The sequence below is a fragment of the Brachyspira pilosicoli genome, assembly GCF_019402445.1.
In the GTDB taxonomy this organism is placed as follows: Bacteria; Spirochaetota; Brachyspiria; order Brachyspirales; family Brachyspiraceae; genus Brachyspira; species Brachyspira pilosicoli_B.
Genome location: NZ_SRZM01000097.1, coordinates 1 through 14,432, shown reverse-complemented (window position 1 = coordinate 14,432; position 14,432 = coordinate 1). Strand labels below are relative to the sequence as shown.

The window sequence follows — 14,432 nt, the reverse complement described above, 5'->3', positions numbered from 1 at the left end:
ATATAATTTTATCTATAACCAAGAAAAGAGGTTTTATATTTTATTATAATTTTATTTATATAATTTTATTTACTATTTCCTTATTTACTTGACTTTTTAAATAGTTATATTAAACTACTTAATTGGGAGAGAAAAAATGAAAAAAATATTTTTATTTGTATTATTAATTACTTCCACATTCTATTACAATCTTACTGCTGTTGATGTAAGTTTAGGTTTTGTAGGTCAATTTGGTATGAGCGGAGCTGTAGCTGATTCTTCTTCAATATTACCATCAAGTTTTAGAGATTTTGACATGGGGTATTCTTTTTTGGTTGGAATAAAAAATAATTTCACTGATAATACAGCAATATCAATACTTGCAGACCTTGGATATTACCATGATGGTTATGCTTTAAAATATGATATAAATGGCAATAGAGCAACTGAGAATTATCAATTTGATAGTTTTATGGTTGGAGGAATGTTTAAATTTCATTTCTTTTTCATGTCTTTATCTGCCGGAGGCGGTGTAAAAATACCTATTAGCGGTTCTTATCGTATAGAAAATAGTTATTCTAATCCATTAGGATATAACGGAAAATACTATCTTGATAGAGGTGATATAACTGATATTTTTGACAATGCTTTAATACCATATATAAAAGCTTCTTTAGATTTCCATATATTAAATTATCTACTTATAGGTGTATATGTTAATTATGATTTTGCACTAAAGTTTAACAACAATGATTATTTAAGTAATATTAGAATTGCAAAACAATCTATAAGTTCATTAGATATAGGGTTACAGTTTGGATATTTCTTAAATATTTCAGGAAACAGATAGGATTTTTAATAAATGAATAAATTAGACAATTTTTTAGATATTAGCGAAGAGGTAAAAACTGCTTTAGATGAAAAAAAGGCAGTAGTTGCATTAGAAAGCACAATAATATCACATGGTATGCCTTATCCAGAAAATATAGAGAGTGCTTTAAATTGTGAAAAAATAATCAGAGATAATAATGCCGTACCTGCCACTATTGCCATAATAAAAGGTAAAATAAAAATAGGCTTAAATAAAGAAGAACTTGAATATATGGGAAGTACCAAAGATATAATAAAAACAAGCAGGAGAGATTTACCTGCAATATTAGCTTTAAAAAAAGATGGTGCAACAACCGTAACTACAACTATGATAGCTTCTTCTCTTGCAGGAATTAAAGTATTTGCTACAGGAGGAATTGGCGGAGTTCATAGATATGCACAAGATACTTTTGATATATCAGCAGATTTACAAGAACTAGCTAAAACAAATGTTGCTGTAGTATGTGCTGGGGCTAAATCAATATTAGATTTGGGGCTTACTTTAGAATATCTTGAAACTTTTGGGGTGCCTGTACTTGGTTATAAAACTTCTAAATTCCCTAATTTTTACACAAGAGATAGCGGTTTTGATGTTGATTATAAAATAGATACTATAGAAGATATAGCAAATATTCTTCACACAAAATGGTCTTTAGGTTTAAATGGAGGGGTTGTTGTATGCAATCCTATACCAGAAGAATATGAAATGGATAAAAATTATATAGATAAAGTAATAGAAGATACTGTTAAAGAAGCAAAAGATAAAAATATATCTGGTAAGAAAGTAACTCCTTTTATATTGGCTAAACTTCATAGTGTAACAGAAAATAAGAGTCTTAAAGCTAACAAAGAATTAGTTTATAATAATTGCCGTGTAGCTGCAAATATAGCTTATAGTTATTCAAACTTACAAAAATAATTAATAAATATTTTCGGATTTTATTCATATGGAAAGTTTAAACATTAAAGATTTTTTAAATTTCAATTTTTTATCTAATATAGAGATTTCAGAGGATAATAAAAATTTATTGTTTGTCAAAAGCAATCAAGATTATGAGAAAAACAACTATATTTCTGATGCTTTTATTTATAATATTGAAAAAAATAAAACATATAAGCTCACTTCAGTAAAAGATGCTTCTCTTGTTTCTTGGCTTAATAATGATACTATAATATTTAAATCATCGTTACGAGATGAAGAATTGAAGAGCAAAAAAGATGAAGAGTTTATTGATTATTCTTTGTTCTATTCTATCAATATCAATGGAGGAGAGGCAGAGAGTTTATTCAATATTGAACTTGAAGTAATAGATTTATATTCAATAGATGAAAACAATTTTTTAATAAAAGCAGTTTATGATATTAACAGAGAGAAAAAAAGAAAAGAAGAAAATTATTTAGAATGGGCAAAAGAAGAAGTTGATTATGAAGTGTTTGATGAAATTCCTTTTTGGGTTAATAATCTAGGTATAACAAATAAAAAAAGAGATAGGCTTTATCATTACAATAAAAAAGAAAATAAATTAACTGCCATTACAGATGAATATAGTAACGTTAACTCTTTTAAATATAAAAACGCTAAAGTATTATGCATTATAAACTCTTTTAGAGATAAAGCTCCTACCACTTCAGAACTTCGTTTGTATGATATAGAAGATGTTAATAATATAAAAGAAAAAATTATTATAGATTCTAATAAATATGCAATATACTTCGCTGATTTTATAATCGATGATGATAATAAAGAAAAAATCATCTCTGTTATGACAGACATGAAAAAATACGGACTCAATGAAAACAGCAGTTTCTATTTAATAGATGAGAATAATAATATTAATCTTCTATATCATTATGATAATGGTCTTGGAAATATGATAGGAACCGATTGTTCTTTCGGAAGCGGTAATGATATTAGAGTTTATAAAGATAAAATATATTTCGTAGGCACAGAAAATGAAAATGCTCATATAAAGTGTTTAGATTTAAAGGGAAATATAAACACTATAACCAATAAAAAAGGAGCTGTTAATTGTTTTGATATTTCTAATGATAATATATATTTTATAGGTTTTAGAGATTTGAAACTTGAAGAGATATATTCTATTAATAATGGTTTAGAAAAGCAATTAACTTTTTTTAATAAAGCTATATTAAAAGAAAAAAGTTTATCAATACCAGATAAAGTTTCATTTAAGACTCCTAATAATTTTGAAATAGACGGTTGGGTATTAAAGCCTATAAATTACGATGAAAACAAAAAATATCCTGCAATACTTGATATACATGGCGGACCTAAAACTGCTTATGGAGAGATATTTTTTAATGAAATGCAGGTTTGGTCTAATATGGGTTATTTTGTATTTTTCTGCAATCCTAGAGGAAGCGAAGGAAAAGGAAATGCATTTGCTGATATAAGAAAAATATATGGCACTATAGATTATGAAGATATAATGAAGTTTACTGATGTTGTTCTTGAGAAATATACTAATATAGATAAAGATAGAATAGGAGTAACAGGCGGTTCTTACGGCGGCTTTATGGTTAATTGGATAATAGGACATACTAATAGATTTAAATGTGCAGCTTCTCAGCGTTCTATATCAAACTGGATAGATGATTTCGGAACTACAGATATAGGTTATTATTTCAATCCTGATGAGTTAGGCGGAGATGTATGCAGCGGATTTGATAAATTATGGCAGCAGTCTCCATTGAAATATGCTAACAATGCTAAAACTCCTACCCTATTCATACATAGTGAAGAAGATTATAGATGCTATCAAACTCAAGCCTTTCAAATGTTTACTGCTTTAAAATATTATGGTGTTGAATCAAGAATATGTTTATTTAAAGGTGAAAATCATGAACTTTCAAGAAGCGGAAAACCCAAACATAGATTAAGAAGATTAAAAGAAATTACCGATTGGTTTGAAAAATATTTAAAGTAATTTAGATACTTGACAGATTTTTAATTTGATGTATATTTTTTTATTAAATTAATTTGGAGATTAAAATTATGCCTACTTATGAATATAAATGTAAAAAATGCGGACATGAGTTTGAAGAGTTTCAGTCTATGACTGCTGAACCTAAAGCTAAATGCCCTATATGTAAAGGAAGTGCTAAAAGAATAATTTCTTTAAACGCTGGAGTAATATTTAAAGGCTCTGGATTTTATGTTAATGATTATAAAGGAAAAAATAGCACATCATCATCTTCTTCAAGCAGTTCAAATAAGCCTAAGACAAGTTGCTGAGGAGTTTGATTAATAAGCTTATAGGTTATAAGCTAAAAAATATATAAATAAAAAATTAAGTTATATGCCAAAAAAAATATCTATAATGAATGTATCAGAAGAGGATTTATCTAAATTCTGTATTGAGAATAATTTTCCTAAGTTTCATGCATCTCAAATATTAAATTGGATATATAAAAAATATGCTATCTCTTTTGATGAGATGAGCAATATTCCAAAAGATTTAAGAGTTTTATTAGACGAAAATTATTTTATACATAACTCTAAAATAGAATCCATTACAGAAGATGAATATGGTACAAGAAAATTACTCATATCATTATATGATAAGAAAAAAATAGAATCTGTAATACTCGGTAAGAATGATAGAATCACTTTTTGTTTATCATCACAGGTTGGTTGCGGATATGGATGTGCTTTTTGTGCTACTGGAAGCATGGGACTTTCTAGAAATCTTACTGCTGATGAAATACTCGCCGAGTTTATATTAATGCGTGCTGTTACCAAAAAGGTTAATTCTATAGTATTTATGGGTATGGGGGAGCCTTTAGCTAACACAAAAAATTTATTCAAAGCAATAGACACTATTAACTCTTATAAAGGATTTAATTTAGGTATAAGGCATATTACCATATCAACATCTGGAGAAGTTGCGGGGATAAAACAATTAATAGAGAGAGATTTAGATTGCAGATTAGCTGTTTCTTTGCATTCTCTTAAAAATGAAGTTCGTGATAAAATAATGCCTATAAATAAAAGATATCCAATAGAAAACCTTATAAACATACTTAAAAGATATAGCAAAAATGGTAAAAGAATGATTACTTTTGAGTGGGTTTTAATAAAAGATGTTAATGATTCTGTTAATGATGCTTATAGATTGGTAAACTTAAAAAAAGAGTTTCCTTTCAAAGTTAATATTATACCTATGAACCCTGTAGAACATGCTCCAGAGTTACAAAGACCAAATAAAGATATTATATTAAGATTTAAATCCATATTAAAAGATAATGGAATAGAAGTTGTTGAGAGATTTAAACAAGGTCAAGAAATTTTAGCAGGATGTGGGCAGCTTGCTGTAAAAAATCAATAACATTACAAAACAATACTTAATTTCTATTTCTGCTATTTAAATAATTCATAAGCCTATCAAAATCAGCATTCAAAATTAAATCTTCTGGAAAATTAATGTCTTTAAGCATATTCAAGGAAGCTTCATGATTTCCTACATTGTATTTTGAATGAGAATCTGAAGTAACTACAATATTTAAATTATATTTTTTACATAGTAATGCAACTTCTTTGCAATTTATATCACTACCCTTTCTCACTTTAAAAGAAGCAGAGTTAATCTCTATAAGTTTATTATAGTCTTTACAGAGTTTAATTATCTTTTCCATATCAAATGCAAACTTAGGATTTCCTACATGCCCAAGACAATCAACATAACTATTTTTTATTAAACCAATATAACCATTAGTATGAGATTCTATATTTGAAGGAGTAATAGAATCCTCATGATAAGAAGCTATAACAAAATCTAAACATTCAAGAACATTTTTTCTTAAATCAATATTTCCATCATAATCTATAATATTAGCCTCAGCCCCTCTAAGTACCCTAATACCATTAACATATTCAGGTATATTATGCATAGACCTAAAATGCACAGGCTTAGCACCATCACTAGACTTAGGACCATGGTCAGTAATAGCAACAGCTAAAAAACCTTTATCCTTAGCAGCATTTATAATTTCATCTACTGTACTAAAAGCATGCTGGCTAACTATCGTATGTGTATGCAAATCGGCTATTATTTTCATTAGCAAGTAAAATCCTTATATACTTTTAGCCATATCTACTATAATGTCTTCTACTTTTTCTAAACCTATATAATCGCTATTAAAACAAGCATGATAATTTCTAGCATCTCCCCATACTCTTCCAGTATAATAATTATAATGCTTAGCTCTTAATTTATCTCTATCTTTAAGAATTTTCTCTACACTAGCACTGTCTAATTTATATTCATTAACCGCTCTATTTATTTTACTTTGCATATCTGAATGTATAAAAATATTAATACAATTATCAAATTTCTCTAAAACATAATCAGCACATCTTCCAACTATAACGCAAGAATGTTTACTAGCAATTTCTTTTATAACATTACTTTGAGCAAAAAACATAGTATCCTGTAAAGATTCACCATTACCAAATACCATATTACCAGCATAAGAACCAGATATAGCAAAATTAAAAAGAGAAGGAGAAGTTAATTTCTGCTCATTTTCTTTTATATAATCAGGAGAAAATCCAGTTTTATCAGAAGCCATTTCTATAATAGCCTTATCATAAAAAGCAATTCCTAATTTTTTAGCAACATCTTCTCCTATAAATCTTCCCCCACTTCCAAACTCTCTACTAATAGTAATAATAATTTTTTTATCCATAAAGATTTCCTCCAATAATTTTTAATCTCTTGACAAATTAGCCCCTACTTCCTTCATTCTTAATAATATATCATCTGTAGGTTTTTCTTTCGCTATAATAGGTTCTTTAAATAAAGAAATACCATTCTTTTTGGCATCCTCAACCCAATCTCGCATCCATTTTCCATCACCCCAGCTATAAGAACCAAAGAAAAATACTCTTTTATTTTTGAGAACAGATTTTATATCATTATACATAGGCAAAAACTCGCTATCTTCCAAAGTTTCAGCCCCCATAGCAGGACAGCCTAAAGCTATTGTAGAATACTCCTGAGCTTTATTTATATCAAAATCATATGCCTTAAACATATCCGCTTGACATTTTTGAAGTTCTATACCCTCTTTAAGAGCATTTGCCATAAGCCTAGTATTACCTGTTTTACTCCAGACAACTATAGCTATTTTCTTATTCATAAATTTACTTTTTTATATTCTCTTTTGCTTCTTCTATAGACTTTGATGCCTCTTCCAATGATTTACTTAAAGTATCTTCAGCATTCTTTTTTACATCTTCTATAGTTTCCCCTGCCTTATCTAAACCATTATCTATAGCATCATTAGCAGTATTTAATCCCTCATCTATCTTTTCATCAACATTCTCAAGCAGCTTATCAACTTGTTTTTCTATATTCTTTTTATCTTTTTCACAGGAAACAAAAAATATTAATGAAATAATAGATAATACAAAAAATATTCGCTTCATAAAAAGTCCTTATCTAAGATATTATAATTATATTAATAATATACTATTTGTCAAGATAATATAACTTTTTAATCTGTCCAAACTTGTCCTGTCTGACATCCGCCTATAAACATTATAGTTATTTTATTATTAGTCATTAATTGACCTAATTCTTTTGTTTCAAATTCAAAACCTTCTTTTCCTTCTAATTCAAAATCTATTGCAAACCAAATTCCTAATTTTATATCATCTACTATATTCTGTTTATCCATATCTAATAAATATAATTCAGGCTCTTTTTTTAAATCACAGCCTATATTAGTTAAAAATATATCAAATCTTGTTTTAAATGCTTTATAAACATCATTAGTAGATATTGGAAGAGTTGGTCTTGTTCTCCATTTTGATTTTACTGACATAGATAATGCTCCTGAAGGAATCGGAGTAGGAATCGACTTATATATAAAATCGGTGAATACTTCTTTAACTTCTTTTGGTGTATTTGGAACTTCAAAAGACAAAGTAGGTATTTGACTGTTTATATAATCTAAACCAATAACAACATCATTAGTTACAAAATTTGTAACATAATTAGTAGATGGATCAGTTATAACATTTTCTGGGGCAAGTATATTAGGACGCTGCTGCTGACATGAAGAAATCAAAATTAAAAATGCAAGTAAAAATAAAACTAAACTTTTCATAGGAGTTAGCTCCTCATATTTACATACTTCTTACTTAATATAAAACCTATATTTAAATAGTATGTAAACATTTATTAAAAAAGCAATCATAAAATATATATAAAATCATTTATTTAAGAAAAATAACTATAAAATTAATAATTACATATAAAATTAATTCTATATTATAAAATTATTACGATATAGGAGCATTTGATACATACACATTAATTCTATATTTATTTTTTACTGTCTCTGAATTATATATATTAGTCGCTTTAGCTAACCTATCATTATATTTCTCAACTAAAAAATCAGCATCCTTAACCTTTGGAGCAAGTATCACCTCTTTTAATGCTTTGTTGTCAAATAAATATAAATAGTTTTTGTAGGAGCGTTTCATATTATCATCTATATGTAAAGGATTACTTCCATATTCTAAAAGCTGTATAATACGCATTTCTTGTTCTTCTACAAATGAAGAATCTTTTATTAAATACTGTATATTCATAAGAAGCTGACAAGAATATTCTAACTCTTCACTATTAAAAGATTTTATAATATCAAATATATTATTGAAAATATAACCTATTTTATTTTTTAACTTATCATAAAAATCATTTCCATCATTCCAAAGAGTATGATAATTTTTATTTAAATCTATTATAAGTGAATTATAATCAGATTCTGAAGGATTAAATATTATTTCATTTTTTCTATAGTTATAATAAAGCACATAATATAATGGCAAAGTATTCTCTTCATAAGACTCTATATAAGAATTGTTCTCTTTATTATAGGAAAAAGAAAAAAGTATACTAGAGTTTATATTATTAAACGAAGTATCAAAGAAAGATTTATTAAAAACTAAACAGCAGCCTGTTCCTTCTTTATTATCATTTTTACCATATAACCTATACATAGTAAGAGAGTCTTTACATCTGCTAAAAGAAGTTTGTAATGCAATAAAATTATTAACTTTAGAATGTTTTACATTTAAGCTATTATCTCTAAGAAGCTTCATTAAAACTTTACCTTCTTTAGGGTCATTAGCATTTTTCACACTTGTCATTCTAAACTTATTTTTCTTAAGATAGCTATTATAATTTTTTAAATTAGCTTCTTCTGTTTTATCATATCTTTTGTCAAAAGCCATCTCATCAAATACTTCTATGCTAGTATAATGCGATATCTCTTCTATATTGTCATAATCTTTTACTGATATTAAATATAAAAGTATATATTGTAGTATCCACAATCTTTTTAATTTATTTTTATCAATAATATCTCTTGTAACAAAATAAAAATATTCTTCCTTTTCTTTTACCCAAAAACTCTCTTGATTTAAGATTATATTTATTAGTTTATCTATATCTATAAAATATATAAACTTTGATATAATATTAAAAATATTAATTGATTTATATTTATCTACACTTATTAAAATATCCAAAGCTTTATCATATTCTTTTAAACATATTAAAGAATTAGCCTTAGAAAAATAAACTCTCTCACAAATAGAATTATCATCAATATAATTATACTCAATCATATCGCTGTCATCTATATCTGATTTTTTAGTGTTTTTTATCTCCTTTGATTTTAAAATATCTATAGCCTTGTCAAAATATTCTATAGCCTCTTTATATTTATTTATTCTATTTAAACAATTTCCCTTATTTAAATAAACTATCTCTAAATATTGATTGCTCTCTATTGCTTTATCATACATTTTAAGAGCATTATCTATCTCTCCAAGCTTCTCCAGCATAATAGCTACATTTAAATAAGCATATTCATAACCTAACTTACCTGCTATATTAAAATAATCTAAAGCATCTTGATAACGCTCCAATTTTGAATATATTATTCCTATATTAAAATAAGATATTTCAGATTTATCATTTATCTCTATAGCCATATTAAAAGAAGACAAAGCATCATCATAAGCATTTAACTTAGCAAGTATTATACCTTTGTTAATAAAAGCTTTTTCATATAAAGGATTTACACTTATAGCCTTATCATAAAACTCTATAGACTTTTCGTATTGATTTAAATAATATAGAGTTAATGCTTTTTTGTAGTAGACTCTTGCAAAATATATCTCTTTATAATTATTATCCAAATGTTCAGCGTAAGTATAAAAATATTCTATAATTTTATCGTATAATCTAAGAGCAGAGGCATATTTAGTTAAGCCAAAATATAACCTCGCCTGAATAAACCAACTATCTATTTTATCTTTCACAGTCATAATATAAATCCTCTATTTTATATTAATATATTTTTTATTATTATCAATATTCAAAAATAATTTATAATAAAAAAATAAAATTTGACAAAAAGTTATGTTATTATATAATAGATATTAATTTTATTCGCTCGGGTGGTGGAATAGGTAGACACAACAGCTTGAGGTGCTGTCGGGTAACACCGTGCTGGTTCAAGTCCAGTCTCGAGCAATTTTTTATAAATATTTACTCGCTTCTTTTATACTCAAATTAGACATATTATTTTTATGCTTATTAATGAAATCTACAACCCATTTAGTATTGGTTTTACTGTAATCTCTAAGTGCCCAGCCTATAGCCTTATTTATAAAAAACTCATTTTGATTTAGATTATTAATTATTATCTCTTCAAGTAAATTAGTGTTTGTGTTATTTTTTCTTATAAGCTGATGACATATAGCAACTCTTCTAAGCCAAAAATTATCGTCTACTGACCATTCTAATAATATTGAATTGACATCCTCATCTCTCAAAGCAATATCACCAATTATTCTATGAAAGCCATCAACACTGTCCCACCATGATTTTGTTAATATATATTCTTTTAATTTTTCAATATGAGTTTTATTTAAATATTTTTTCTTTAAACTCAAATAATCAATAGCACAATATTGAAACTCTCTATATTTACTCTTAAAACATTTATCTGTAAAACAAAAATCAATATTATCTGTTTTTTTGTATTCTCTAAAAATGTTATTTTCTATATTTTTTCTGCTTTTAGAGTCCACACCCAAAAACTCAAATTTATTTTTCATGTATGCAGACATTTCTTTAGATTTTTGATTGTTTTGTAATTTTGTTAATTGTTCAAATATATCATTTAGCATAATTAAATATATTTACTCAAAATCTTTTAAATGTCCTTTTGACACTTTTTTAAATGCTCTTAAATAATATTTTATATCGTCCAAATCTCTAATTGACAATACCTTATGCATTAAAAACTGAGGAGTAAAACTTAAATTATAAAGCTTCTGTATCCAGCATTTTATTTTCTCTTCGCCGACATCGGTTTTCATTATAGCCTTACGCATATCATAATCTTCCCAATTTTCTGTGGTAAACCAATTCTCTCTTTTGCATTGATTAAATAATTCTGTACCAGGATATGGAATTATAATTGTGGCCTGCATTGTTTTAGCATAACCTTTTAAAAGAAGCTTTTTAGTAAGCTCATAAGTTTTCTCAATATCTTCTTCAGTTTCCCAAGGGTAGCCTAGCATTACAGTTATATGAGGAGATAGCCCTGCATCAGATGCCGCTTTACAAGAAGGAAGTATCTCTTCTACTTTATTGCCTTTTATGAGCCTATCTAATGTGTTTTGACTTGCTGATTCTAAACCAAATAACAAGAATCTAAAACCTGCCTTTTTCATAAGTCTATATTCTTCTTCATTGCAAGCCCCAAAACGCATATTACAGTCAATATTAACTTTTTTGTTTAGCTTTTTGTCTATCATAAGATTACAAAAATCATTAAGCCATTTCTTTACAGGAAAACAACCCGTGTCATCCATTATCTCTTTTATATTGTATTTATTATATAAAAACTCTACTTCATTAACTACGTTCTCTGCAGTCCTCGCACGGAAGTTTGTATATATACCAGTCCAAGAGCAGAAAGTACATCTATGATGCCAACAATCTCTGCCAGCCATTATATAAGTGCCTGGAATGCGTTTAAAATTTCCATTGTCATAAGCATACCTTTTCCACTCTGTTAAATCTCTATCTATAAACGGCAGACTTTTTAAATCATGTCTTAATTCAAAAAAGCCTGTATTTTTTATATTGTTGTTTTCTCTATAGTATATGCCTTTTTCTAATTGTGTTTTTCCATTTAAATATTCTATTAAGTTTAAAAGCAAAAAGTCATAATCTCCCCCTGTAAGCAAATAATCAACCTTACAATTATTCATAGTTTCATCAGGCATAGCTGTAACATGGTCGCCTGCAATAACAACAATCATATTTTTGTATTTTGCTTTTAAATCATCAACTATTTTCCAAGCTTTATATATAACAGGAGTTTTTACTTCAAAAAATAATAAATCAGGTGTATTAGAATCCAAATACTCATACCATTCTTTGGTAGTCATATTTCTTGCAATAGCATCAATAAAATCCACTTTATAGCCTGCATTTTTTATCATAGTTGCAGCAGTGGCAGGCACAACAGGATAAATATATGTAGGGCTCTTGAACCATTGAAATTGTCTGTTTTGTGAAAGTAATGCCACTCCCCTATCACTTTCAAATGGAGGATAGCCTATATATATTCTCTTTATTTTATTCATATATAAAACCTTTTAAAAATTTTGAACTATATTAACATAATTATAAATTATTACTTTATTAAAAGCAAATTGTAAACTATTTCAATTAATATAGTTTAAGAGACGTAAATAGGGTTAAATCAATAAATATTTACAGAATTTTTTATTCTAGTATTTTTTATTTATAACTTTGGCTTTGCCCACCGCTCTGCGTGCTTACGCAAGTCCCAACTTCTTTTACCGAGTAGGTACCTTTCGGTATTGGTATAAAAGAAGCAAAAGGACTGCATTTTATAAAATATAGCTAAAAACACATGGTATTACTTTATATATATTTATTATATATAAAATTGAAATATTTGCACTTTAGCTATTGGCAATCCACTTAATATTTAAACTCCACAGTATAATGCGTAATAGCTTCATCAGGCATAATATATTCTTTGTAATTCTTCATAAAAGCCTCCATCATATCAGCTCTAGCATCATTATACATAGCTTGAAGTATATCTTTACCATAAGGATGAGTTCCGTCTCGGTACATTTTAGCTGTTCTTCTAATATCATTAATTACATCAAGATATGATTGAATAGGAGGGCTTTTAACCATAATCTCTATATGACGATAATCTACAAGCTGTATTACTTTATTATTAATATTAAACATAACGTTTTCACCGCCGCTCTGCCATACCATTAAATTATCTGTATAATCTATTGGGGTAATAAGTTTCCAGCTGTCAGTTTCATTAGGTTTTTCTCTTGCTGCAAAAAATTGATTTTTACCTGCTCCTTTCAAATGAGTTTCTGAAACAGTAAAATATTCTTCGCCTCTCTTATAGGCTGCATCTATTTCTGCATAAGGAGGCTCAGGAACATAATATTCTTTTCCCTTAAATATCTTATATGAATATGCATTATCTGATTTATAATATATACCATCATTTAGTTTTACCCAATTAGGTTCTTTAGGTGTATGTATTCTTTTTTGTATAGGAAGCTGCATAAATCTTTGAACACCATTCCATATAATTTCTGCTTTATTATAAGTATCCAAATTAGCCTCTAAACTCCAATTCACGCCGTCTGTAGTTGACCATATCCTTTTATCATCTTCAAAGCTTTCATATTCTATACTCCATCTATTATAAGAAGAATCATATTCATAATAATATCTACGTCCTCTTGTAACATATATTTTATTTTTATCATAACTGACTACTAGTAAACTTCTCTCTCCCCAAGGAGTATTAAGTTTCTCCCAATTAGCACCTACAGAAGTATCTTTACTTTTATGTATCCTGTAATAATAACCCTTGCTTACTGTATATGACGGAGCATTAGGAGGTCTTGTTCCTGAAGGATTCTGTTCCATAAAAGTTTCTTCTAATCCCATTAGATATATATAATCTTTAAAGTAAAGAACCTGAGATACATTCATACCAAATTTACCTTGAAAACTTTCATTTGGATTATTTGGATTTGGTGTAGGCATTTTATATACAATATTATTTGAATTTCCTTGTCTCTGCCAATTAATCAAATCTGACGACGTATAATATGTATCATTATATAATAGAGAATAAATAAAATATCCATAATCTACTGAAATATTTGATACAAAACATTCTCCATAAGAACTAGGTTCATATATTACCCTATCACTTTCTATTACTGATATATTTATTATTTTATCATAAACATCATAATTATTTTTAACATATATATTTATATTGGCATTATTATCTATCTCTAAAACTACAAACCTATCTGTTTCATTTAATGTTTTACTTTTAGGGTCATAATTATACATATAGTAAGCTGGTATATACCATTTATCTTTATATTTCAACTTCCTTCTAAAGCTTCCAAATACTTCGCCGTCTTTGGCAGGCAC

Annotated in this window: 14 protein-coding genes and 1 tRNA gene; 6 read left to right on the top strand and 9 right to left on the bottom strand. The window is 27.2% G+C overall.

The annotated features are described in order from the left end of the window. Window positions 1-136 precede the first annotated feature (136 nt). From E6A48_RS03970 to rlmN, 5 genes are all read left to right on the top strand, one after another. Entirely contained in the window at window positions 137-829 is a 693-nt protein-coding gene (locus tag E6A48_RS03970; RefSeq protein WP_219708742.1) for a hypothetical protein, read from the top strand. 12 nt (window positions 830-841) lie between these two features. Beyond that, entirely contained in the window at window positions 842-1,768 is a 927-nt protein-coding gene (locus E6A48_RS03965) for a pseudouridine-5'-phosphate glycosidase (RefSeq protein WP_219708739.1), read from the top strand. A 28-nt stretch (window positions 1,769-1,796) separates the two neighbouring features. Continuing rightward, window positions 1,797-3,797, top strand: a complete 2,001-nt coding sequence (locus E6A48_RS03960; RefSeq protein ID WP_219708737.1) for an alpha/beta hydrolase family protein — start codon at window positions 1,797-1,799, stop codon at window positions 3,795-3,797. Between the two features lie 68 nt (window positions 3,798-3,865). Next, window positions 3,866-4,105, top strand: coding sequence for an FmdB family zinc ribbon protein (locus tag E6A48_RS03955; RefSeq protein ID WP_219708735.1), 240 nt, complete (start codon window positions 3,866-3,868; stop codon window positions 4,103-4,105). 64 nt (window positions 4,106-4,169) lie between these two features. After that, window positions 4,170-5,198, top strand: a complete 1,029-nt coding sequence (rlmN, locus tag E6A48_RS03950) for a dual-specificity RNA methyltransferase RlmN (protein WP_219708733.1) — start codon at window positions 4,170-4,172, stop codon at window positions 5,196-5,198. 16 nt (window positions 5,199-5,214) lie between these two features. Here rlmN and E6A48_RS03945 read toward each other — a convergent pair whose 3' ends face one another. From E6A48_RS03945 to E6A48_RS03920, 6 genes are all read right to left on the bottom strand, one after another. Beyond that, window positions 5,215-5,928: a phosphatase gene (locus E6A48_RS03945; protein ID WP_219708731.1), complete on the bottom strand. Its 714-nt coding sequence runs from the start codon at window positions 5,926-5,928 to the stop codon at window positions 5,215-5,217. Window positions 5,929-5,943: 15 nt separating this feature from the next. Beyond that, window positions 5,944-6,558, bottom strand: coding sequence for a cytidylate kinase-like family protein (locus tag E6A48_RS03940; protein WP_219708729.1), 615 nt, complete (start codon window positions 6,556-6,558; stop codon window positions 5,944-5,946). Window positions 6,559-6,579: 21 nt separating this feature from the next. Then, complete coding sequence (locus E6A48_RS03935; protein ID WP_219708728.1) at window positions 6,580-7,011, bottom strand: flavodoxin domain-containing protein; 432 nt, start codon at window positions 7,009-7,011, stop codon at window positions 6,580-6,582. A 4-nt stretch (window positions 7,012-7,015) separates the two neighbouring features. Continuing rightward, a complete protein-coding gene (locus tag E6A48_RS03930; protein WP_219708726.1) occupies window positions 7,016-7,300 on the bottom strand; it encodes a hypothetical protein in 285 nt (94 codons plus the stop codon). 68 nt (window positions 7,301-7,368) lie between these two features. Next, the gene (locus tag E6A48_RS03925) at window positions 7,369-7,983 is read right to left on the bottom strand and encodes a hypothetical protein (protein WP_219708724.1); all 615 of its coding nucleotides are present in this window, start codon (window positions 7,981-7,983) and stop codon (window positions 7,369-7,371) included. Between the two features lie 175 nt (window positions 7,984-8,158). After that, a complete protein-coding gene (locus E6A48_RS03920; RefSeq protein ID WP_219708722.1) occupies window positions 8,159-10,219 on the bottom strand; it encodes a tetratricopeptide repeat protein in 2,061 nt (686 codons plus the stop codon). Window positions 10,220-10,345: 126 nt separating this feature from the next. On the opposite strand from E6A48_RS03920, the gene E6A48_RS03915 reads away from it, so the two are divergent. Beyond that, window positions 10,346-10,427 (top strand) — tRNA-Leu (locus E6A48_RS03915). 5 nt (window positions 10,428-10,432) lie between these two features. Here E6A48_RS03915 and E6A48_RS03910 read toward each other — a convergent pair. The 3 genes from E6A48_RS03910 to E6A48_RS03900 form a co-directional block, all read right to left on the bottom strand. Further along, a complete protein-coding gene (locus E6A48_RS03910) occupies window positions 10,433-11,086 on the bottom strand; it encodes a DNA alkylation repair protein (RefSeq protein WP_219708720.1) in 654 nt (217 codons plus the stop codon). 12 nt (window positions 11,087-11,098) lie between these two features. Further along, a complete protein-coding gene (locus E6A48_RS03905; RefSeq protein WP_219708718.1) occupies window positions 11,099-12,556 on the bottom strand; it encodes a B12-binding domain-containing radical SAM protein in 1,458 nt (485 codons plus the stop codon). 364 nt (window positions 12,557-12,920) lie between these two features. Next, window positions 12,921-14,432: hypothetical protein (locus E6A48_RS03900; protein WP_219708716.1), on the bottom strand; the 1,512-nt coding region annotated here is incomplete at its 5' end.